The organism is Paenibacillus polymyxa (assembly GCF_015710975.1).
Classification (GTDB): Bacteria; Bacillota; Bacilli; order Paenibacillales; family Paenibacillaceae; genus Paenibacillus; species Paenibacillus polymyxa.
In genome coordinates this window covers 3,470,880-3,494,442 of the sequence record NZ_CP049783.1, presented here as the reverse complement: position 1 = coordinate 3,494,442, position 23,563 = coordinate 3,470,880, and the positions used below count along the sequence as shown (strand labels likewise).

General features: G+C 37.0%; 15 protein-coding genes and 1 pseudogene. 7 read left to right on the top strand and 9 right to left on the bottom strand.

Features of this window, described 5'->3' with window-relative positions:
- Positions 1–228: 228 nt before the first annotated feature.
- The gene (locus G7035_RS15615; protein WP_019688221.1) at positions 229–495 is read right to left on the bottom strand and encodes a hypothetical protein; all 267 of its coding nucleotides are present in this window, start codon (positions 493–495) and stop codon (positions 229–231) included.
- A gap of 108 nt (positions 496–603) precedes the next feature.
- On the opposite strand from G7035_RS15615, the gene G7035_RS15610 reads away from it, so the two are divergent.
- Positions 604–831, top strand: coding sequence for a helix-turn-helix domain-containing protein (locus G7035_RS15610; RefSeq protein ID WP_019688222.1), 228 nt, complete (start codon positions 604–606; stop codon positions 829–831).
- Between the two features lie 292 nt (positions 832–1,123).
- Here G7035_RS15610 and G7035_RS15605 read toward each other — a convergent pair whose 3' ends face one another.
- The 5 genes from G7035_RS15605 to G7035_RS15585 form a co-directional block, all read right to left on the bottom strand.
- Complete coding sequence (locus tag G7035_RS15605) at positions 1,124–2,146, bottom strand: reverse transcriptase family protein (RefSeq protein WP_019688223.1); 1,023 nt, start codon at positions 2,144–2,146, stop codon at positions 1,124–1,126.
- Between the two features lie 253 nt (positions 2,147–2,399).
- Entirely contained in the window at positions 2,400–4,478 is a 2,079-nt protein-coding gene (locus G7035_RS15600; protein WP_019688224.1) for a retron Eco8 family effector endonuclease, read from the bottom strand.
- 161 nt (positions 4,479–4,639) lie between these two features.
- Positions 4,640–6,610, bottom strand: a complete 1,971-nt coding sequence (locus G7035_RS15595; RefSeq protein WP_019688225.1) for a UvrD-helicase domain-containing protein — start codon at positions 6,608–6,610, stop codon at positions 4,640–4,642.
- A gap of 5 nt (positions 6,611–6,615) precedes the next feature.
- Positions 6,616–8,463 carry an ATP-dependent nuclease gene (locus tag G7035_RS15590; protein ID WP_019688226.1) on the bottom strand — a complete coding sequence of 616 codons (1,848 nt, stop codon included), beginning with the start codon at positions 8,461–8,463 and terminating at the stop codon, positions 6,616–6,618.
- Between the two features lie 635 nt (positions 8,464–9,098).
- Positions 9,099–10,148 (bottom strand): helix-turn-helix domain-containing protein, encoded by a 1,050-nt coding sequence (locus tag G7035_RS15585; protein WP_019688227.1) that lies wholly within the window; start codon positions 10,146–10,148, stop codon positions 9,099–9,101.
- 271 nt (positions 10,149–10,419) lie between these two features.
- On the opposite strand from G7035_RS15585, the gene G7035_RS15580 reads away from it, so the two are divergent.
- On the top strand, positions 10,420–11,145 hold the full coding sequence (locus G7035_RS15580) for a hypothetical protein (protein WP_019688228.1): 726 nt from the start codon (positions 10,420–10,422) through the stop codon (positions 11,143–11,145).
- 702 nt (positions 11,146–11,847) lie between these two features.
- Here the strand turns inward: G7035_RS15580 and G7035_RS15575 are convergent.
- On the bottom strand, positions 11,848–14,088 hold the full coding sequence (locus tag G7035_RS15575; RefSeq protein ID WP_019688229.1) for a carbohydrate binding domain-containing protein: 2,241 nt from the start codon (positions 14,086–14,088) through the stop codon (positions 11,848–11,850).
- Positions 14,089–14,288: 200 nt separating this feature from the next.
- Here G7035_RS15575 and G7035_RS15570 point away from each other — a divergent pair.
- Positions 14,289–14,541: pseudogene (locus G7035_RS15570) on the top strand (phenolic acid decarboxylase); the annotation flags it as partial.
- A gap of 340 nt (positions 14,542–14,881) precedes the next feature.
- On the opposite strand, the gene G7035_RS27685 reads toward G7035_RS15570, so the two are convergent.
- Positions 14,882–15,013: a hypothetical protein gene (locus tag G7035_RS27685; RefSeq protein WP_019688231.1), complete on the bottom strand. Its 132-nt coding sequence runs from the start codon at positions 15,011–15,013 to the stop codon at positions 14,882–14,884.
- Positions 15,014–15,473: 460 nt separating this feature from the next.
- On the opposite strand from G7035_RS27685, the gene G7035_RS15565 reads away from it, so the two are divergent.
- From G7035_RS15565 to G7035_RS15550, 4 genes are all read left to right on the top strand, one after another.
- On the top strand, positions 15,474–18,422 hold the full coding sequence (locus G7035_RS15565) for a contractile injection system protein, VgrG/Pvc8 family (protein WP_019688232.1): 2,949 nt from the start codon (positions 15,474–15,476) through the stop codon (positions 18,420–18,422).
- Positions 18,423–18,424: 2 nt separating this feature from the next.
- The gene (locus tag G7035_RS15560) at positions 18,425–18,952 is read left to right on the top strand and encodes a hypothetical protein (protein ID WP_019688233.1); all 528 of its coding nucleotides are present in this window, start codon (positions 18,425–18,427) and stop codon (positions 18,950–18,952) included.
- A gap of 282 nt (positions 18,953–19,234) precedes the next feature.
- Positions 19,235–19,594, top strand: coding sequence for a putative zinc-binding protein (locus G7035_RS15555; RefSeq protein WP_013311396.1), 360 nt, complete (start codon positions 19,235–19,237; stop codon positions 19,592–19,594).
- Positions 19,595–20,216: 622 nt separating this feature from the next.
- Entirely contained in the window at positions 20,217–21,644 is a 1,428-nt protein-coding gene (locus tag G7035_RS15550; RefSeq protein WP_019688234.1) for a pyridoxal phosphate-dependent decarboxylase family protein, read from the top strand.
- A gap of 274 nt (positions 21,645–21,918) precedes the next feature.
- Here the strand turns inward: G7035_RS15550 and G7035_RS15545 are convergent, their stop codons facing one another.
- Entirely contained in the window at positions 21,919–23,424 is a 1,506-nt protein-coding gene (locus G7035_RS15545; protein WP_019688235.1) for an alpha/beta hydrolase family protein, read from the bottom strand.
- Between the last annotated feature and the right edge of the window lie 139 nt (positions 23,425–23,563).

Sequence of the window (23,563 nt, the reverse complement as noted above, 5' to 3'; positions counted from 1 at the left end):
TCAGACCGTGAAGGGTCATGTCGGGTTAGCTTGAGTTGCTTGATTACTGGGTGAATTGAGCAAGTATGTTGCATCTAAGGACGCTACGTGGACGGATCATTCTTCCGATCGCTGTTGTCCCCAGATTTTTTTAATTATATTTTATATGGTAAAAATCCGGGTTCAAAGGCGAGCGCTCCGCTTCTTCAGAACGATTCCGTCCCCTCCGCTGCTATGCTTGGGTTTGCTTCATTTTGTTTCAATTTCTAACTTGTTAGTTAAAATACTTTTCTCTAAGCGGATATAGTACAAAACATGGTTTAGTTCAATCTCCGTTGAGTGTAAATAATAAGCCGCTTCCTTAACTGAATCCATGCTCAACGCTCCTGCTTTGGCAGCGATAATGTTAAACGCATCTCCAAGTAATTTAATACAAGTTTGAATCCTCTCTGTGTATTGCTTTTCAAGTTCTACTAACTTTTCATACTCCGCTACCATGTCACTCTGAGAAGTCAAAATATTCCCCACCTTTTGGTACGTATATGAGTACCAGTTTTACAAAAATTATATGTTACGTTTATGCGTATCGTCAAGAAAAATTTGTAAAATAAGGTGGGAAACCTAATGGCAAAGAAAGTAGTTGTGAAAATAAACGAAATTACGAGAAAACACAATATCTCCTTGAGAGAACTATCACGTTTATCAGATGTTCGTCACGCCGCTCTCAGTGAACTTCAATCCGGTAAACGTGAAAGCATTAATTTTAATCATATCGAAAGAATAGCCGAAGCCATGAATATCGAAGATATTCGGGAGATTATTGATCTGGTTGAGATGGAAGAAAAGAAATAGTCATCATTTGCTGAAAGAAAGTTTTTGTGAAGCGAGACCATATAGAGGCCTAGCATCGATTGCTAGACCTTTAAACTTGATCATCAATTTGATTTGGAATAATAAGATCTCTCCCACGCAATGCATACCGAACAATATTTTCTGACCTATCGCTGACAGTGGAGAGATGGGGTCTTGTAAGATAAAAAAATGTGAGCAAAAACCGGGACAAGGCTCTTTTTGAATTTCTTGTTTCACTGTTGAGTGCGCCGTAGCATTCAAGAGCAAAAAAGTGTGACCACGAGGAAACCTATCAAATATTAGCAGCAGTCAGATCTAATATTTTCTCTATTTCGTTTATTTTATATAAAATTTTCTTGTCTGTTCTTGTTATAACCTCAGGAAGAACTCCTACGCTATCAAAAGGTAACAAACCAAGTAAAAAAGATCGATAACCTGCTAAAAAGTTATGAAGATTGGATATCTTGATCTTTATCTCAAGGTTCTTTTCGACCTCAGTTAGTAATTCTTCAAGAGTCTTGTTGGGAGAACATTGATAGTAATAAATGAGTGAAGAAATAATTGCTGTTTTTTTACGAGATAAACGAATGTTTTCACCCACTACAAAGCCATTTAAGGATATCTCAGACTTCGTTTTCCGAACCTTTTTAGGATTTAGTTGAAATCCTTGGCTCTTAAGAATTTTTGTAATTCCATTGATAAATACTCTCTTATGGATAAATAAATTATCAGATGAAAAGAGTAGATCATCAACATACCTAGTGTAATTTATACCAAACTTGCGGCAATATCTAGATATTCTGATGTCTAGGAATCTGAAATAAATATTGGAAAGGACAGGTGAAGTTACTGCACCTTGGGGTAGGAACTCATTAACAGTAACAACTTTAGTAATAAAATCTAAAATAGTTAAACTTTCATTAATACTAACATCATCAACGTAATATTTTAAAACCTCCCTTAATTCCTTTTCTTTGATAGAGTGAAAAAAATCTTTAATATCCAACTTCATATAGTAGCCGTGTTTTACATGTGGTTTAAGATAATCGTAATATGACTTCCCCTTAACATATCCGTATGCACAATTAGAAAGAGGAATGAAATCAAGAAAATTATTCTTCAGTTGTTTTTGAATCTTATATATCAAATGTTCATTATCTATACAATGAATAACTCTATCGGACTTATCCTTCTTTTTAATTATTTTCGTATAATATGCTGTAAGTAGTTGCTCTTCAGTTAGAAGGTCAACATAATGAGATACACTATCACGAAGAACCTTTTTCTCGAATTTACTTAAACTCTCAATACGCATTTAAATTCTCCTAAAAAAAGCAAGGGTAAGTACATCCCAGAACCTCGAAATTAATGCATAGGCCAATAAGCGTATACTAGCGCGACAATTAGCAGGCCTCAAACCATGGATTTTCCCTACACCCGTTACTAAGCACGTCACAAGAGATTTTTAGTTTCTTGTATAAGGGATAAAAAAACTGTCATCATGGCATCTGTAGTCAATAAATAACTACTTCAGATTTTACTACTTACCCTAGTACTTTAGAATTAGTTTATAACAATTTCTCCAGTTTCTCAATAACTTTTCCTAATTCGGGAAAGCTCGCTTGAAATAAGCTTCTATTTACAAATACATCCTCGGACTTTTCTATTTTTAATTTTCTATCGAAGAACCAATTAAGATAGTTAGTAACCCAACCGCTTGTCTTATCTCCAAAATCAAGTGTAGATTCTTTTAATTGCTTGCGTATCTCTTTTATAACTTTTAATTTTTTCACGAACTCTTGATTGTTGTTATTTCCTTCTTTCTCACTACTGAACCAATCTGTTTTCCCAAAAAAGACCAACCTAAGAAAGGTTGCTTTATGATCTTCCGTCTGTAAATCGGAGTACAGATTATCAAAATTCTCTTGGTTCCAATCATGCTCTTTAATCCATTGCAAGAAGAAGTGGTAGTTCCTCTTATTGATAATAGCACCTTCAATAGTTGTCTCTAATGGCATAAAGTTGTACTGATCATAATATTGCTGGATAAGTTCGATTAGTTCAGCTCGTTCCTCACTTTGTTCAATACAAAGTCCTGTGGAATCTACCTCAAATTTATTTGAGTTTAATCTTTGTGTTATCTCGCTTCTGACTCTAAATGTATCATTAAACTTCTTTGTATAGTGATATTTTTCACGTTTAATAATGTTTCTGTTTTTAATCACATTTAAATAAGCACTACCTGAAAGCATATATTTTTTCTTTTTAGGAGAGTAGTTCAATATCTTGTCCATATCAATCATAACTAAATAATTTATTTTAGTTTTTCTATCATTCGGATTAACTAATTTAAGTTTATCCTCCTTTCCATCAAAAGCATATATATCTATTTTATTCAATTTAGGATGCAGAATACGCAAATTGTTGTTTCTAAAAACCTCTAATTCTGTATCCCCTTCTACAAAGAAACAAACCTCTGAGAAGAATAAATTAGCTTCATTATCTGATATTAGTTTATGTTTTTTTTCCTTAAATCCATTTATTCTCGATACATAAGATTTATTAAAAAATTCTGTATTGGTTACGTGAAATATTTCGTAGTTCTCATGTTCAACGATTATGTTCTTTACAAAAGTCGGGGAGTGAGTGGCAAATATCCATTTAGTTGTTGAGAATCTCTCGTATTCTTTGATTTCTCTTGTAAATTGCTCTACTTTTTTTAAGTGAAGATGAAGTTCTGGCTCATCTATCATTATCAACGGGCTCGATAAATGTTTATTATTAAAAAGGCGTAAGATTAATTTCACATATAAGCTCATAAATGAATAAGAATTCATTCCATAAGAACCAATTTTCAAATTATGAGCTTCGTACTCAAAGCCATTACCCCCTAATTGAAGCTGTATAATCTGACTGATTTTTTCATATATATTTGACTGCTTAACTCGTATATTTGATTTTTCAATTTCTGAGATAATATCTTGAATCACTGTACTGTAATTATCTCGTCCCTCATCATCTAATTCAAAAATCCCTTCAATATTTCCTGTTATAGAGACTTTTTTTCTGAACGGAGCTATTTCTCCTATGAGCTTCCAGATGGATTCCCAATTATAAAGGTCAATATTTCTAGACTCTAAAAAAAAGACAGGGAACCTCACAGATATAAATGCTCGAAACTCATAGTCTTTTATATTCCAATTAATTGATTTATTTTGACGGTTGTATTTTAGAGTAAGCGTACACTTATCATTTTTAATATATTTATCAGCATATTTTTTTACTTTCTCTACTATATCATTCAAAGGATCCAAACCACTATGAAATTGACTGAAATTAATGTTTGAAAAAAAGTCATCTAAAAATCCATTATTGACATTGGTATTACCTTGTACTTTATCTAATAACCCTTTGAAATTATACTCTATAGAAATTTCAACTTCATCGTTGTAAGGGTTACTTTTACTAAACATTGAATCATCATAAAATTCCTTAGTTAGATTGATATAAAAAAAATGAATAATTTTCATAATATTTGATTTACCAACATTATTAATGCCTATAAAACAATTGATATTCATATTCAAGTTCAGTTCAAGAAACTCAATTGATTTGCAGTTTTTTATTGTTATTTTCTTAATAGACATCTTAACTACACCCTTTTTCTGATATCAAATGGGATGGGTTCTGATTTTAGTAAAGTCTAAAGTGATTTTTCATTCAAGCTTTTAGGCATAATCACAACTTCACCGACTTGATTTTCCATTTTTCCTCTCCGCTTGCTTCTGAGAACTTTATATTTTTTCGGCTATATTATTTCTTGGTAATGTATCCACCCTAAGTCATTTAACTTTACTTTGTTCTCCAAATAAATTTCTTCATTCAACACAATACACAGTAAATCAGTAGGTCTTGTCATAGCAACATACGCAACACGTATGTGTTTTTCAACGTGTTCCTCAATGGTGGAACTTTGTTCTCCAATCAAAAATTTAATAATACTTTCATTTGTTTTAGAAAAATAAAAAGTTTCCAAATATAAAGTGGCATTATGCGTTTGTCCTTTAACTCCATGAACACTGTCTAACTCAATTCTTAAGTCATCATATCTGTACATGTTCACTTTTTCTTCATTAACAGCTATTGTTGCAACCACAGGAGTTCCGTTCATAAATTCATCCTTATATATGTTAACTTTAAAACAGAATAGACGATTCACAATAATGGCTAAAATGTAATTAAAACTAGCTAATATACATTTCCCTTTAGCTATTGCTAAAACTATTCTTGCAAAGTATCTATGCGTCGTTTTATATAATCTCTCATCGTTTTCACGTAAATATTTCAAAAATGATATTTTAGAGAAAAGCCTGCCTTCGTCAGTCCTAATATCATTTATTCGCAAGTACTTTAATATTGCTAAAATGAATCTATCATAATACGCCTTTATACCTTCTTTCTCAATTACCGCTTTGTCAAGCATAACTAAGTAACTCTTAAGATCAGAAAAATCTTTGTTTACATTACTCCTAATCTCTAATTTTTCGAATACTGGGAAATAACTCGTAATAGATAGCCCTTCATTTTTGTCCTTTACCATACCAACTGCTTTAAATATCGCATTATCCAGTTCATCCAGCTTATATTTGATAATCAACTTAGCAAAAGATTCAAGTACATGTGATACATCATTATCTTTATAACTGATAATCACTGGCGAAAGTAGGGTTCCTTTTTGCGATTCTCTGCCTAGCATTCCATAAGGTTTTAATGCTACAACATCTGCAACTTTTGCGATACTTTTACTCAGTCTATTACTGTTTTTTATGAATAAAGGATCTTTGGGTTCCCATGAACAGCCTTTATCATCGGATTCATAAATTGTTTGCTGCGGATCACCAAAACATTGGAAAATCATTTTTTCATTATCAAAAATTTTTTCTAAAACTTGCAACTGAAGTAGGCTAGTATCCTGCATTTCGTCTACAAATACAAACGAAAATCGCTCTGAAAAAATACTTTGTAGTTCTCTTGGAAAATCATTTACATACCTATGTGCGAGTCCTTGAAGTTCATTGTAGGAGCATATGCCTTCATTTTGAAGTTGATCAATTAATGTGATGTATTCTTTATAAGCATCCGAGTTTGGATTCTTTAAAACAGTAGTTTTTTTGTTAAAAGCGACTTTTTTTATCGTGTTATCGGTGTAATCCAATTCTAAGGATCGTAGTAAATCATCTTTTGCCTTTGCTATTTTAGAATTGTCTTTTGATTCTTTTATTTTTTTATTGAGTCTTCCATAGAGGAAACCATCTAGTTTACTTCCTGAGAATGGAGGATACAAGGACTTATATTTTTTTATTAATCGTAATTTATAATCTAAAGGTTCAAAAACTCTTGAAATTCTTCCAGAGTAGTAGTTAACAAACGCAGGATTAGCTAAAAACTTACTGATAAATGAATGTATTGTTCCAACAAAGTTTGGATAAGTGAGTAATTCATTGGCTTTATCACCTAGCCGTTCTTTAATTTCGTCAATCGCTACATTTGTATGAGTTAAAATACAAATTCCTTTATTATTTTTTAAAGGTATATGTCTTGCTAGAATTAATAACTTAGCGAGTAATACTGTAGTTTTTCCACTCCCTGGGCATGCAACTACATCTCTACTCTCCATGCACTTTATAACGTTAACTCTTGGGGCATCAAAACCATTTGGTATATTTAAAACTTTAGCTGCGTATTCAATATCTTCATCTGTTACGGTTACCATTTGCATTATCCTTAAGCTCCTGTCACATAATCTATAGCATCAACTAGGTACTTTAGATAACTGTCGCTTCTGATATCTTCTAATTCCTCCAATGTAAAGCTACGTTCATTCAAAATTTCAGAAAAGCATTGAGCAACAACCGCTTTTGAAATGTTTTTCTTCAATACTACATCTCTAACTATGTTTGAAGCTAGCATGAAGGGTTCATAGGTGCTCCATCCACTAATCTGTGTTTCAGCTTCTTTTAAATAATCACCGATTTCCTTATATGTCTTTGCCGCTCTCCCCTCTGTTAATTCCTTATCTTGATTAGCATAATCCCTTGCCATGAGAATTGAGGCGAACAGTTCTTTTTTTAAGCAACTACAAGCCAAATCGAATTCTAAAGTCCACTCATGAGATATATAAGCTTTTACATTTTGATCGCTATATTTGACTTTCTTTTCAGATTTTATTTTTTTGGGTTTTCTAGCTGGAAGCATAACAATACCACCAGACTCTTTATCGATCTTTGATACCGGCTCGTCACAATCGGTAACTATTGCAACAGGTAACTGCATAATAGGACCTAATTCTCTAATAAATATTTTTGAGTATCTCAACAATGCAGTACTCCCTACATTCACAATGGAAACTCCATTTTTAGCAAAAGATTTTCCTAATTTATCCGCTAATGTAGGAAGCAATAGGTTCTCTGCATCACCTTCGACAATCATAACTCCTTTAGCAAAGAAAAAGTTAGCTTTTGTGGAGTCTAGGAATCTTTCTAAAAATCTATAGTCTCCATTGTGTAGTTTAGTATTACCTTCAGCCAAAGAAAACGACTTGCCTTCAGCAAACAAAATTAAATTATTCAATTTGATAACTGAAGCTAATGTGACACTGTGAGTTGTTAATAGTATTTGCATCGGAGATGTGCTACTTTCACTTAATTCTTGAAGGTAATCTATCACTCTTATCTGAGCCTGTGGATGCAAGTGAGCTTCTATTTCCTCAATGAGTGCGAGGTTAATACCTTCAGTTTTTTCAATTTGTAAAAGTAATAACTCAGCCGCAATGTATAGTTGATTAAGGGATCCTAAACCTGATTTCGTAGTAACAAGCAAAAGATCAATTTTCTCTAAGATCATTTTTAGGTTAACTGCTGCAATTTCTATATTTGAACTCAACAAATTTTTGTTATCAGAGAACTTTGATAAGTAAAAATTGATTGATTTTAGAATCTTTTTTTCCTCACTAGTTAGCTCGTCATAATCAAAGTATCTCTTGATTTTTTGATTAGCCTCCTTAATGATTTCAACCAGTCTATGATCTTCCCCCGTAGAAAACTCGGGATGTGAATATAATATTTGAGATAACCGTGAGTTTCGTTTAGCAGCAAGTTCATTTTCTGCATCTCTCAATGGTTTAAGATAAATCGTTCTAAGTAAATCACGTGCTTTACTATGTAGTATTTGCCCTTCGCTATCACTTCCTGCATGCACATCGTCAATTAATATCTTTCCTTTAACATCCTTTTTGGCAGTTAGAAAAACACGAAGACTATATTGTTTATCTGAATCAATAGTAATCCACTCTAAAAAATCCTTTGCTTGGTTTACTGAAAACCCCTTAAAGATGCATTCGATTTTCAGTTCATTTGAATCAGCATGAAAATCATCTTTTTCTAGTCTAGAATATTCTCTGCTTTGTGTTAATAATACAAATTTGATTGCATCAATTACTGCCGATTTTCCTGCATCATTTTCACCAATGAGAACATTCAGACCTTTATTTAAAACGAGAACCAATCCGGGTTCACCGTTTGTTCCTTGACCAAACTTTCGAAAGTTTGTAATTCTAACTTCTAAAAGAAACATAGAAAAGCCACCCCTTTAGTAGATAGTCCACCCACTACATTAGCACTACTGTTTCGTCATTTTCCTTTTTTAAATAAAGTAGAAGACTAATAACCTATAGTGATAAGCAGACAGGAAAAAGAATTCTATATTATACCCCTGATACCTACTATGATAGGCAGTCTTCGCGAGAGACTGTAAAGCAAATACGATTTTCGTATCCAGCATTTTGTTTTTTTTATACTCTAATCTTAGAAGGCTCTTTTACGATCGAATATTAAAACGGATCATTGACCCTCCTATTCCATTATTCTGTCATCGTTTCCGTGTCTACATTGATCCGAATATCTCACTGAGAAATATCCCTTCAGCATAATACGTCCTTGCCACTGACCTTCACCCCATCGCAATATTCCAAATAATATAAAAGGACTATATGCCCATGACCAAAGAAACAACTAAGTCATATTCCTACTAAAACCTGCATAAATTTTCTTTATTTCTTACACTATAGCATATTGATGGAGATATATGGAACAAAAAGACCCTTTAGTAATACCAAGGGCCTAATATTGAATATCGCTTAGATAATATAACTTTTTAGGGAATTTCCTAATTAAATAAAATGAGGATAGCAAATCACCCTGAACAAAAAATCAAAAATTGGTTGTTTTTGTTATCTCCTTCGCTTCTCTAATATCCAACACATTCATAAGCCGTAATAGATATTGGCAATCAGGCGTAGTATGCCCACTCTCCCATTTTTGATATGTTCTTACTGCAGCCCCAATAGAGTCAGCTACTTGCTGTTGAGTTAATTTCTCTCTTTTTCTGATTGACTTTAAAGCTACATGATCAAATTCCATAAGCATTGGAGCAATATAAAGTTCATACCAAACGTCGCTACCATCATTGTCCCTTCCCCAACAATTTCTTCCCCAAATTGCGGTTTCATGATTAGCTTCGACATAAAGAGTCCCCTTTAACTTGTTGTCTACGTTTACCCATATCTTAGCTGCATTTTTAATTTTAACTCCAATCCATCTTAGGATAGGGTCACCCTTCTCATTACACGGAAATGTCCCTTCCATACTAAACCGATTCCCCGATCTGCTGATATAATCGCCGATATATTGCTCGCGAAGATCATAAATAATTGGACATAAGTTTGACTTTTCAAGCACATAGTTATAAGCCACAATTAAATGTTCTGGTGTTCGTTCCTGAATATTTAACTTTTCTGCAAGTTGTAGATAGTGAAACCAATTATATAGAAAATCTATTTGAGAGCAACGTCCTGTCTGCTTAATTGGATATTCGAAAATAGTTTCTATATCTATTTTGTAATAATAAAGGAACTTTTCAAGAGTTGAGTACAGTGTCTCTAAATCTTGTTCAAAATTGTTAAAATTCCTATTTTCTAATACACCATGTATATATTGTTGTAAATCTCCTATATTATGTGCACTTGTATCTGGCTCGTAAAAATAGATAGGAACTCGCTTAATAAAAGTATCTCTTGTTACTGGACGATATACAAATTGTCCATCTGTCTTATAAAAATGCTTTGCTGCATCCCCAATGTAAGGAAATACCTCTTGACCAATGACATCATGTCTAGAAATATAATCAGTTAGCCTATATCGTGCATCTTTATCTGTTATATATTTTTTCAAAATATCATATTCTTCCTCTTTTAACGTCATAAAAAATCCCACCCTCCTTTAGGTGAATTTTAACACGAACATTATGGGTAATTATAGATGTCACATCGTTCATGTTATATACGGATTAATAGCTTCACTTTATTGAAAAATATCTGACTAAATAAAATAAAAGACAATTTTACGAATAGTAGGACAGGTTTGTATTATAGACATGAAAAACTACAGAATTATCTTTAATATATTAAGTAAAGTAATATGTAATATTTCTCATTAAAAACCGATAATGTATATAAAATAAAGGAGACTTTTTATGAAAACTAGATTAGATTCCCATTTATTATTTAGAAAAACAATTTATGATGCTTGTTTCAAAGAACTTTCACCAGGGAAGAGTTTAATGGATAAGATATCAACAATGTTCGCAAAGGTTGCCGCTATAGCAATAATAATTGCAGTTATTTTTGAAACTTCATTTTTTTTCATTTATTCAAGCAATTTAAAATCTTATTCTTTTTGGTGTCTAATAGGGGCTTTATTTTCTTTGATCATATCTATTATCTTCATGATTAAATCTGTTACATCTTCACGTAACTACATTAAAACAAGATACCCTTTTTATATAAAACATATGGAGTACAAAAAATTAAGCTATGAAATTTCGGTACTAAAAGCTATAAGAATTAACAAACTCTCTTATTTAATTCACAAGAAAAAATTAAATAAGAATATTTTAGATACTTATATAGATTATTTCGATGAAAAAAGTGAATCTATCAAATCCAAGAACTGGTTGCCGATATCTTTCCTTGCAGTGTTTAGTTTACCTATTTGGAATGCTCTTATTAATAAGATTATCCCAAACATATTAAAACAAAAAGATTTAGTCCTTATCATTATATTTTTTGTAGCTCTACTATTATTCTTAGTTCTGATATTTGCGTTAAGAACAATATTAACATCTATTCTTTTTAAAAAAGCAGAGGAATATCGCCAACTAAATGAGTTACTGAGGATAATTAAAGAATCTATAGATTAAATTGTATTTTCTAATACACTATCCATAATTGTGTAAAGGTATTACTGAAAAAAGGCTTCTCTGTGCATTGAAAAGAACTACTCTAATTCAGATCCAGTCAAAACATGTTAGCTCATCTAAAGTAAAAACGTATAGCATCGTAAACTATATAAAATAAAATGGCTTCCTTCTAACAAATCGTCAACACAAAGCAACGTACTATGGGATAAGAAACACTCATGCCCTAGAAAATGGTTAACAACTATGGGGAGACTCAACTAATGCTATTGAGTTGGAAAAAGAGGGTCCCCCCTTCTTTACTAATTTACACCGATACATCTCTAATAATCTTCTGCACTACAAAACAACACTGTCGATTACAAATGCCTTGTATATGTAAATAAAATATGTTCCGACACTCAACCCTAAAGCCTTTTTGAATGCAGGAACATATCCAAGTTACTCTTAACCCCTTGTAAATCAATGCTTCTTATCTCGATATATTACTACCACGCACTCCACATGCCTTGAGTGTACAAAAATGATGACCCTAAGGCCTGGTCGCCCCTTGGCGGAAAATCTATCATTTTTAGATCAGAGTCTTTATGTCTTTCTTTTTTTATTTTCTACTGAAAGTGTCCCTCCTGATCCATCTGCCCCAAGGCAGTCTTGGTTTTTCTGACTTTCTGACAATCCTGTCAAACATAAAACCAGTAAAATAATTTATTGCTCAACTACCCCAAAATCATCCACATAAACATATGCTGTACCAGGATTCTTGTAAGCATACACTGTTGCCCTGGTAGCGCCTGCTCCGGTTGTAAAAGGAATGTTTACCATTGTCCAGGATGTACTGTCAGATGTTGCGGATGCATCCGTTCCTTTAAAGCCATTAACGCCAATCTGAATCCGCTCGCCTATGTCTGCCTTAACCCAGGCGGTACACATATAGCTGGTATTAGGACTTAGCCCCGTAAGTACCTGCTCGATACCATCTTCTCCGGGTCCCAATCTAACACTCTTAGAGCCGCTTCTTGGTACCGATACACTTGCAGCAGTATCTGAATATGTTGCTGCCCATGGTGAGATTATCCCTTTTTCGAAATCAGATTGCCTTACGTTATTAACATAAAGTAAGCTGACACTCTCAAAAACCGGGTCCGGAGGTGAAGAAAAATCATGCCCGGCAGTCCAGTCAGTTCCACCGAACTCATATGCTCCAATATCCGGTGCCGCACCAACATAATCATTGGTGATTCCAGATATTACAACCCCTGCATTAATAGCTGGAGAAGTAGACTGCAACCTGAAATCATATGCTGTGGGATTCACAAATAACGGATTGGTTTCTGAGGTAATATTATTTCCCTCTATATGAGTACCAGGCAGTGTAAAGGCTGTAGTAAAGATATTGTTGAAAATTCTGTCGCCGTACATATCTGACTGAAAATTACTTCCCCAATATCCTACATTTCCGTTACTGTAGGTGGTATTGTTATAAATCAGGTTAAAATTACTGGGTGTATTCAATCTTATCCCTGTATAGTTTCCCCATACAACATTATGATGCACAGTATAGCCCTTGCTACCGTTATCCAGATAGATACCAGTGCCGGAATAATTCTTTGCCAGATTATCATGGATGTAATTATGATGAATTACCGTCCCTTGCCCATCCCAGGCAAATTCATAGAGTATTCCGCAGTCTTTTGTCAGCTTTCCTGCATTGTACAGATTATTATATTGTATCTGGCTGTTTTGGGTAGGCATAAATATCAGATGACGCCCAGCGTTATATACCGTATTATGACTGATTAGATGGTTTGCCCCCAATAGATAGATTGCCGGAATATCCGCTGCCGAATAATTTGCTTCATGAATAAGATTATTAATTACCTTATTTCCTGTTCCCTCTATACTCACCAGATTACCGGAACTGTAGGTCAAAGTACTGTCTCTAAGCTCATTATTGGTACCGGACATAAATATCCCTGTACTGTATTGTCTGGTAACATCCGAATCATGACTGACATATTCCGCAATCATATTAGAAACTTTACAGTAATTAGAATTAGACATTTTAATGCTAGAGGCAAAGATATTAATTCCGGTAATATTTATGTAAGAGCGGGAACTTAAATCAAATGCATAAGTCCGCTTCTTTGCTTCTACTGTCAAAGTATTCGGATCAACTCCACCAGGTGCCCATAAATAAAGTCTGCCAGTAATGCTGTCATAATACCATTCTCCCGCACTGTCAAGATCTTTAAGATTACCAGTAATATAATAGCTGTTACCGCCTGTCGCTGCAGTATCTATTTGATCAAAGGTAATGGAGCCGTCACTTGAGCTGGTAATGGTACTTTTATAAGATTTGTAGCCTGTTCCCGGAACACTCCAAACCGTTTTGCCAACCCAGTATCCAGGTGCCTGAGTTAAGTTTCCATCCTTGATGGTTGTAGTGGAACCGGAAGCAACTGTTGCATATGTTGAATTTAAGGGATCAAGTGTTGGTGAATTGGGCCATCTGGCTTCAAATTGCATTTGCTTATTAACAAATATCTGATTTTTTGTTCCAAGGGAACCCGTCATTTCCGCATAATAGATGGATCCGGAGTAATTTTTCCAGCCAGTAACCGGATCAGCACCGGATACCGTTACGTTCTCTCCTGTATAAGCCTCAAAGTTTATGGGTTTTGCAGAAGTTCCGGAAGTATGAAGTGTTACTGTTTCTCGGTATGTACCACCTCGTATGATGCAGGTATCTCCGGTTTTCATGGAATCGGCTGCCTTTTGTATGGTTTTCCATGGATTTGATAGTGTACCGGTCCCAGTGATGTCATTCCCCGTTGTAGAAACATAATATACGGAATTCGCCTTTACAGTTTCCACACCCAGATTAAAAGTAAATACATAAATCATCATAATTACAACTAAAAATCTAAAGCCTGTTCTCTTATTCATAGCTTACCTCCTGGAATGAATTCTATTTTTAGATACGGCTTCTACGCCTGGGCTTAAGTTCACTGCTAGATATGTTCTAATATAGAAATTTGTGTATATATAAGCCCTTAATTATTTAATCGACTTATACCGACTTAAAGTTTATAATTCTTTCGGCGAAGCTTCTCCGATACTGAACCCATCCAGCCATTTCATTGACCATGCATGGTATTATTTTCTTTCCGAAATGGGTGCATGAGCATCCAGAGATTAAAGTACGCTATCAAAATGATTTCATCCCTCTGATGGAAGAATCGCGTGAAAAGTATGAGACTTATCCGAAGCATTGTAGTTCCTGAATTCGCATATATTACTTTCATTGAAAATGCAGGTGTGAACAACGAGAAGTTGATTGCCCAGGCACCTTACGCGGGCATGACAGATGATATTCGTGCGGGTAAGTTGCAAGCATAGTCAATCAAGACGAATTGAACTGAAAAGCCTGAGCCTGTGCCTCATAACGTAAGACAAATTAAAACACCTACCAACCTGGTCATACCCTGTCTACTTGACAGGGGTATGACCAGATTGGTAGGTGCCCAGCATCTTTTTTAATGTTCTCTATAACCATCTAATCTCCATTGGCTATTCTTCTTTCTCTTTTTCATCATGAAGCATCATCTCTAATACAACATATACAAACTATGCTCCGTCCTTCATGCCCTGCCAGTACAAAGCTTCATTCTCCAATGCTTGCTTGTAATGATGCTTATCCTCCCATTCCGAGAATTCAGGTCTGTTCACAATATCCATCTCAGAAAGTCTCTTCGGTTCCTCTGGGCAGGGCATTAGAATCAATATTTACGCTAATTCCCAGTCGGTCAACAACCAGGTTCTCAATCGTACTTTTATCGCTTCCATTATTCCCCGCAAATACATACATCATTGGTATATGTTGACCTTCCCTGCATCTGTTTTATTAAAGTAATTGAACCACAGCAAGTTGATTGCACGTCACAGAAGGGAATAACCTTATTTTGTTCAACTCCAAATCCTTACGTTCAAAAATGGTATCCGATCTCGGCACTTGCATATTACCATATTCCTATATTAACTCATGTTACACTTCCCTCTCATCCTCCTACTTCCAAAAATAAACATAGTAAATCCCCCAATCAATGGGTCATTCTGTAAACTAAATCTTTCTTTTAACCGATAAATACATATGCTGGGTTGTTTATTAAATATCACCTCTCGTCCCTTTATAGCGTACAAACCTTGTAATACATATCTATTTTGACTCACTGTTGTACTCATCTGTAGCTTCGATAATTCAGAAGCAAATGCAAGATGACATGCTTCACTTCGAAATACCCATCGCATCTAGAAAGGAGTCATGAACTCACTTGAGCGTATTATCAGATGGGATCGGATATGAAAGCCTACGCTTTTATGGTCCCTTTCAGCCACTACACATCGAACAACTTCAAATAACACGTACAATTAACGATCATGCCTATTTACATATCAGTGGCATGCTCTCCGAAGAACAGGGAGCAGCTTGTATTGGTCAAAATATGGAGCAAGAGCCGATTGTGATTCGTCAGGTGAATGATCAGGGACAATCGCTAAGAAGGCTGTTCCATGGGATTGTTACACATATGTCCGTACACTGTGTGCGAGGCGTGTATACGTTTGAACTGGAGGCTGCTTCCCATTCATACCAGATGGATATTAAGCGTAAAAGACGCTCTTATCAAGATATTCACCGTACCTATGATGATCTGGTCACTGCGCTGGTTCGAAAATATCAGTACGGAGATGCCATTGATACGGTAAGCAACTATGCCAAACTGGAGACATTTGTTTTACAATATGAGGAGACGGATTGGGCGTTTTTAAAACGTCTCGCTTCTCGCTTTGGTTCCGTACTTGTGCCAGAGGTAACCGCAGCTTCGCCCAAGATTTTCTTCGGAATGCCAGAAGGCAAGCAGCATAAGGTAGAGCGGGATGTATTTTATCGAGTTCGGAAAACGTTTCATGAGCTAGATGCGGAAAAGCCAGGCGAACGTGCTGGCTCGTATGTCACCTATATGATCGAAAGCCTGCAATACTATGCACTAGGCGACCTTATCACGTTACCTATTGGACAAGGCAAAGAACTGGTCGTGGTTCGAGTAGTGACAACCTTAGCAGATGGCTTACTGCACACCCGTTATGATCTTCAAGCCGAACAAGATATCCGCTATGCCCGTTATGAAAACGATCAGGCTACTGGAATTTCGCTGACAGGAACGGTGCTCAAGGTACAGCAGGATTTTGTACAGCTTCAACTGGACATTGACCCGAAGCAAGATCCTGCCAAAGCGTGCTGGTTTCCCATCGCCACCCGTTATGTCGCGGAAGAACATAGTGGCTGGTACGATATGCCTGAGATCGGGGAACAGGTGGAATTGTATCTGCCTACCCACCGCGAACAAGATGCCTATGTAACGGATTCACTGCGACAACAACGCCACACCAATGGACAGCCAAATGTGAAGGTATGGCAACATGTGCAAGGTAGCTCCGTCGAAATGTCTGAGCACGAGCTGACCCTATCCACCTCCGGTGAATTTTACATTACACTGCATGAAAGTAGCGGAATTACCATCAACAGTCCTGGGAATGTGCAGATTCAGGGTGGTCACGTAAAGCTTGATGCTGGGCAGGAACTTTCGCTCGAAGCTGGAACGGCGCTGTATCTGAAGGGCGGAGCCAGCAGTATGGTACTGGACGGTGAGACGGATACCAAGGCTCCAGTGATTTATCAGGAAGGTACGGTAAAGGCACCTGTTTTCGTAGCCGACCTCCCTCCTGTGCCTGAGCCGCCACTCATGAGCATAAAAGCCTATGAAGCAGCCCAGTCAGCAGCAGCCAAGGCTTCATCCAGCAGCGCAGCTTCTGCACCTACTGCAAAGATTACGACTCCGGCGGCACAAAAACAGGCTGATGCTTTATTGGGTACAGTATCAAAACTGTTAGGCTCCATTCCAGTGATGGGAAAAGTGGCTGGCGTTGTTGCGGGAGCTTTAGGTGGACCTGCGGCGATTGTTGCAAGCTCAGTGCTGCTAGCAACCGCAGCTATTCCTGTTCGTAGCACGGGAACAAGTCGTGCTGGAGGCGGTGCTCCTAAAGGTAGTTTGCATCCGCTGAAGCATCTGGCTAGTTTAGCGCTCCAAGGGCTAATAAGCCAATACGAGCATGAACGAGCTAAAGAAGCCTATTATAGCAAGTGGATTTTAGGCAAAGTGTATACAAGTGCACGTCACATAGCACTTTCGGGTGGTCCACTGGAACTGGTCCAAAACCTGTTAAAAGAGTCAAATGCCATGGCTCATGCATATCAGCAGGTTCCTGTAGATCTGAGACAACGCTGGAGAGCAAATTATAATAGCTACGTGGCAGCTGAAAAAGCCAAAGTATCCTATAATTTCGATGAGTATGATAAAAAATTTATGGGTACTATGTGGGTTCTCAGCAAAAATGGAGTTACCGATCAGAAAGCTGCACAGGCTTCTCTTGCCTATAACGAAGCTATCAAAAATGGAGAAATCAAATTACATCACGAACCAGAAAATGTGGATATTTTTGTAGAACAAATTAAAGCAGCTAGAGAAGGAAAAAACTATTGGACAGGCGAAGAAATACCAAAATGGCAGGCTAATGCGATTATTGTCAGCAGCGTATTTTCTGAATTTCAGATGGTTGGAAGTTTATACGGTGCTAAATTTGGTAGAAACATAAAGATACCTTCTAAATCAATTACAACTCCAGTGTCTATCGTTGAAGAACCAGGAGTCGTAAAACCTGCATCTTCTAAACCTATTGAACCACCCAAAACTGAAGGAACGATTATTGGTAAACCTAAGTTACCTTCTGATAAAAAATTACTTGAGGCTATTACTGATTGGTCAAGCATGCAAAAAAAGCTTGCTCCTTCAAAAAGGAAAATGGATAATTTCAATACAGCTGCTGTAGCTTATGACGCAAGAACAGGGAAGTATTATTATGGAATGAATAAAGGTATACAACTTAGTGGAGATAAAAAGAATGTAGTGTTATTTGGAAGCAAAGACAAAGCAGGATTATTGCCAAAAGATTCTCTTAATGAATATGGAGTGGGAAATTGCGCAGAAGTAGATGCAGTGAATCAAGCACTAAATCAAAAGGCTAATGTAAATGATTTATATTTATACACTATTAAAACAACTCCACACGAATTTGGAGCAGCAAAAATAGCTTGCGAAAACTGCACATTTACTTTTAAAGGAAATGTTGCTGACGCACTAACCGGATGGTATAAAGGAGACTAACGATGATGGACATGGAAAAATTTAGACATATTTCAATGAGAGGTAGAGTTGCATTTGGTATTAGCTGTTTTGAGAACGCTATTATAGCCTTGAAGTATGACATTAATGATTGGAAGATCGTTTTAAATTATTTATGGGAATTCACTAATATACATTACTTGGATGATTGGAACGATATAGTCGTTGAATTAATTCCTGAGAATTTAACAGAATTCAAAACATACGAGGAGGAAGAGTTTGAAAAGTTGAGTAAAGATGAATTCATATATTTGTATAGCTTATATCAAAATATAGATGCGTCAGTCGACGCCCTACTGCGAGGTATTTATGACCTTGGTATCAGTCATGCGTACGCTGTAATCGAAGGATACGGCGAAAGCAGTTTGAAATCTTTGGAGAGAATTATAAAACTCATGATAGATTACGATTTCCCATTGCCAAGTATCGACCCATTTCTAAAATTTTCTATAGAAGAAAATAGAGGATGGGGTGACAAGTTTGATGGTACAAAATTGTCTAAAATTCTTTAACACGGAAATTGATTAGTTTAAGTGTACCTAAACATTAAACTTTCAAAAGCTTATTCTAACTTCAATCTATGAGTTGGGATGAGCTTTTTTTCTAAAGATCTAGCTGATTTATATATACACACAATTAGCCCTATAACAGATTTCACAAAAATATTGTCGTGATCACGATCACGGTTTAGACTGTAAATTTAAGTTAAAATACAAACAATTTAAAATTTATTTTACCTAAAACCAAAGATACCGTGATGGACCACAAAGAAAAAAACAAGGAAGTGTACAAAGATGAAAAGAACGGATTTACCTCTTGTCTATTCTTGTTCTGGATGTTCCTCCGCAGCACAAACCGCTAACATGATCGCTATACAAATGGATCGAGAAAAAGTCGCTGAAATGTCCTGTATAGCTGGTGTTGGCGGTGATGTCAAACCACTTGTCAGAACAGCAAAATCGGGACGTGACATCATTGCAATTGACGGCTGCCCCTTGTCCTGTTGCAAGAGTTGCTTAGCAAGACATGAAGTTCAACCCAAACACCATTTCCTGCTGTCTGACTTTGATGTACCCAAAATAATAGGAGAAGATCCTAACCCCGATCATTATAGGAATGCTTACACACAAATCTTAGAACAAATTGGACAATAATTCCCGACCGAAGTTAAGGTGTTGTGTATATATAGTAAAAGTATAGCTGGCTCATATTATGTAACAATATTGTAAATTAGTTTGTACTGGTGGCTCCTAACACATCTTTAGGGGCCACCAGTATTTTTTTCTCCCAGTTGAATCATTGGATATAAAAATCCTCAAGAATTTGGAGCTCTAATTGGAGTCATTTTTTAAATCATTAAATAGCTCAGTTGCAACATCTGGCAAAGCGTTTTCGAACAATTTTCTTACAAGTACTATATATTTATTCTTGTATTAAATTATTTTCAGATAACTAAGGTTCCCCCCCTATATTACAATATCCCTCGTCTCCTTAGCTGTCTTGTAAAATTACTCGTCGTTACCATCCAAGCAACACAGCACTATATAGCTGCTTACCAGCCTTGAACTGGAGTACTATCTCATTCCCAACATCACGTTTCCTGCATTTGCACTGAACGGGGATTTTGAATAGCCCTCTTTGCCTTTGAGAACTACTTTGCGTAATAGCGAAGAGCCTAAAAATAAACTTAATGATGAAATCGGTGAATATCACAATATGACAACAGATGTTATATTATACTTTGGTTGAAGTTAAACAAAGGAGATGGAGATGCTTATGATGAATCAAGAACCAAATCAGCAATTAGGTGAAATTATTGAGCAGTTCATACATTCATACATGGCAGAAAATAACAATATCCGCTCTCAAAAAGTAATCAACACTGCAGATGAGGATACCATAGCTCATTTACGGGAAATTGGTTTTCCCAAAAAAGGAAGACCGATAAAAGAAGTTGTCAATGAAATGAGGAAAAACGTCTATCCTTATCAAACGTTTATGCAACACCCTCGCTTTTTCGCATTGGTTCCTAGTCCAATGTCTCTTTACTCTTGGCTAGGAGATATCATGACCAGCGCTTATAATACCCACGCCGGAAGCTGGATGCTGAGTTCGAGCGCAAGCCTTCTAGAGGGGGAAGTAATCCGGTGGATGTGTGACCAAGCAGGATATCCCGATACGGCTGGAGGCTTATTTCTGTCCGGCGGATCGTTGTCCAATTTGACCGCTTTGGCAGCTGCACGCAATGCAAAGTTATCTGAGCAGGAATATGCCCTTGGAACTGCTTATGTTTCAGACCAAACTCATTCATCGGTCGCCAAAGGGTTACGCATTCTCGGATTCCGTGGTGATCAAATCAGAAAGATTCCAAGTGATACAAATTTTCGTATGGATGTTTCAGCCTTAGAAAAAAAAGTAATGGATGATCAGGCAGCTGGCATGAAGCCTTTTGCGATCATTGCCACGGCAGGCACAACCAATACAGGAAGCATTGACCCGCTAAACGAAATTGCTGACCTATGTGAAAAACATAATATTTGGTTACATGTGGATGGAGCTTACGGTGCGTCAATTTTGGCTTCTTCGAAATATAAGTCCCTTTTGAGCGGAATATCGCGTTCAGATAGCATTACTTGGGATGCACATAAATGGTTAATGCAGACCTATTCCTGTAGCGTAGTTTTAGCCAAAGAAAATCAACAGCTCAGAGACTGCTTCAGCACACATCCAGAATATTTGAAAGATGCTGAGACTAATGAAGAACATATTAATTATTGGGATCTGGGCCCTGAATTAACGCGGCCTGCTCGAAGTTTGAAACTATGGGTGACATTGCAAGCTTTAGGCACGAATGCTGTCAGTGAAGTTATAGAGCATGGAGTTCAACTCGCAGAATGGGCTGAAGATGAAATCAAAAAACATAATCATTGGGAAATTGTATGTCCCGCGCAATTAGCGATTGTTAATTTTCAATATGCACCACCTGGGCTATCCGACCAGGAATTAGATTCACTCAATAAAAGGATCTCCCAAGAAATGGTGACGAACGGGTACGCCACAGTGCTTACGACACAACTTAATGGAAAAACGGTTCTCCGAATCTGTGCAATTCACCCAGATACTACGGAACATGAAATCAGGAATACAATTCAGCTTTTATCGAATATAGCACGCTCATTGAATGAGACAAAAGCCTTTTTGTGATGAAAAATTATGAAATGAAATGCTACACTTTCTGTAAATAAATAAAAATGCTCAACATCACGCAAATAAGAGGGGCACGCCGTCCCTCTTTGGTCACTCTTTGAAGCAGGTCAAAATATATTTTTAAAATTTTATGTGTATGATGGCTAGTTTCTCAATCGTATTGTATTCGTTCTTCTTAGACAAAGGAAAACTTCCCTTCAAGTAGCGGTTTATTTATTAAACCTGTCTACTTGAAGGGGAGCATGTCAAAATCGGCAGCCTGTTCCGTAATTTATAATAGCGAGGTTACGAACTTCACCTCTGGAAAGCGGCTATCCGGTCCTTTCATTAAGATTCCGCCTTGATTTTTCAGATACATATCAAAGAAATCCAGCATGTAGGCATTGATAACGGAATTCGCTCTTTCGGGTGCAATCTGTCCTGTAATGCCCAGCATTTTAAAAATCGGAGAAATGAACTGTACGTCGGTAAAATTCAAATGCTCCGTATTTTCGATATAGAGGACTTGTCCCCCTTCGTCGACCGTTTCGCGCATCCGTTCAAGCTCCAACTTTTTATCTTCCGTTACTTGATCCTCCCACTCTCTTGTTGATCCCATACGCTTAAGCTCTGCATCCGTGTAGACCCGGTTATCCATCACCATTTTTAATTTTTCGAAATAGCTTTCCGTGTTGATAAACAAAAACGGCTTTCGCAGACCCTCTCTGTCACGCAGTCGATAAAGCCCTCCATCAAAGTCTATTCCAACCGCGATTCGCGGATCGTAAGAAGCGTCATAGGCCGTCGCTCCGCCGATGGAATGGCCGAACACCCCGACATGACCGAGATCAATCTTCCCTTTTAGTTGACTTGGAATCTGTCCCGATTGGATGAGCTCGAATTGGTCCAGCGTAAACGCCACATCACCGGTTAAAACTTTTCCCAACTTGTCACGATTTTCGCTTTCCGTCCGGTAATCATGGTCGGGCGAGAATAAGTCGTCGGTTGTGCTGGTCGTGATTCGACCGTCCGGAAACTCGGTTGCAAATGTATTGTAGGTGTGGTCGATCACTGCCACGATATATCCGTGACTCGCGAGATTTTCAGCTTGCGACGTGTGGAGGAACCTGGACGAGCCGTTGCCGGGATTCGCAAGGATCAGCGGGTATGAAGTCTGTGCCGAAGAGACTTCTGCTCCCGAATAAGCATGACTGGATACGTACTTCAGATGTTGAAACGTAAACCCGGGAAGGCCATAGTTGGCGGCCATATAACGTAAAATCTCGGTATCGGGAATAAAGGGAGCGTACTTGCTGGTGCTAGCTTGAGTCGGATACCAGACCTGAACCATCAATTCCCTCTTGCCTGTCTCAGTTTTGCCAAATGTCTCCTCCCGGCTTGGATCGATGAAATGAAAGATTTGCGTGCCTACCTTCAACTCGCCGGTTGGCGCCGGAAAGTTGAATACGGGAAACACATAGAGGAAGCACCCTGTTGCGATTAGCCCAATCACGATAAAAAGGCGGCCCAGCACCCTACGGATTCGCGAGGCAGTCCGAACGACTTTCGGCGTTATGAAAACGTTTATAAGCGAAAGCATAAGCATCAGGATCGTAAATCCGTATAAAAATAAAAGCTGAACCCTGTATCCTTCGACAAGCAAATGTATCACTAAAAAAATGGAGCTTGCTCCGCTTGTCAGGAGCAAGGCTGATCTTCGGATACGTTGATTGGTAAGGAACAGGAGTGCCAACAAACAAGCACTTGAAAAGAATAGCAGCATTTCAAAAATCCTCACGCCAACTCCCCCTTAAAAAATAATCATATCAATGGATTAGTATAGAGAAGTAGCTAGGCTGATACCATTGATCTAGATGACAATTGCCTAACACTCTTGTAAGGTCGCGTGACGATGGCGCAAAAAGCAGCATGTAATG

What these genes read in the sequence shown, in the direction of transcription:
- G7035_RS15610 (WP_019688222.1), top strand. Translation starts at nt 604, where the DNA reads ATGGCAAAGAAAGTAGTTGTGAAAATAAACGAAATTACGAGAAAACAC.
- G7035_RS15605 (WP_019688223.1), bottom strand. Translation starts at nt 2,146, where the DNA reads ATGCGTATTGAGAGTTTAAGTAAATTCGAGAAAAAGGTTCTTCGTGAT.
- G7035_RS15600 (WP_019688224.1), bottom strand. Translation starts at nt 4,478, where the DNA reads ATGTCTATTAAGAAAATAACAATAAAAAACTGCAAATCAATTGAGTTT.
- G7035_RS15595 (WP_019688225.1), bottom strand. Translation starts at nt 6,610, where the DNA reads ATGCAAATGGTAACCGTAACAGATGAAGATATTGAATACGCAGCTAAA.
- G7035_RS15590 (WP_019688226.1), bottom strand. Translation starts at nt 8,463, where the DNA reads ATGTTTCTTTTAGAAGTTAGAATTACAAACTTTCGAAAGTTTGGTCAA.
- G7035_RS15585 (WP_019688227.1), bottom strand. Translation starts at nt 10,148, where the DNA reads ATGACGTTAAAAGAGGAAGAATATGATATTTTGAAAAAATATATAACA.
- G7035_RS15580 (WP_019688228.1), top strand. Translation starts at nt 10,420, where the DNA reads ATGAAAACTAGATTAGATTCCCATTTATTATTTAGAAAAACAATTTAT.
- G7035_RS15575 (WP_019688229.1), bottom strand. Translation starts at nt 14,088, where the DNA reads ATGAATAAGAGAACAGGCTTTAGATTTTTAGTTGTAATTATGATGATT.
- G7035_RS27685 (WP_019688231.1), bottom strand. Translation starts at nt 15,013, where the DNA reads ATGATGTATGTATTTGCGGGGAATAATGGAAGCGATAAAAGTACGATT.
- G7035_RS15560 (WP_019688233.1), top strand. Translation starts at nt 18,425, where the DNA reads ATGATGGACATGGAAAAATTTAGACATATTTCAATGAGAGGTAGAGTT.
- G7035_RS15555 (WP_013311396.1), top strand. Translation starts at nt 19,235, where the DNA reads ATGAAAAGAACGGATTTACCTCTTGTCTATTCTTGTTCTGGATGTTCC.
- G7035_RS15550 (WP_019688234.1), top strand. Translation starts at nt 20,217, where the DNA reads ATGATGAATCAAGAACCAAATCAGCAATTAGGTGAAATTATTGAGCAG.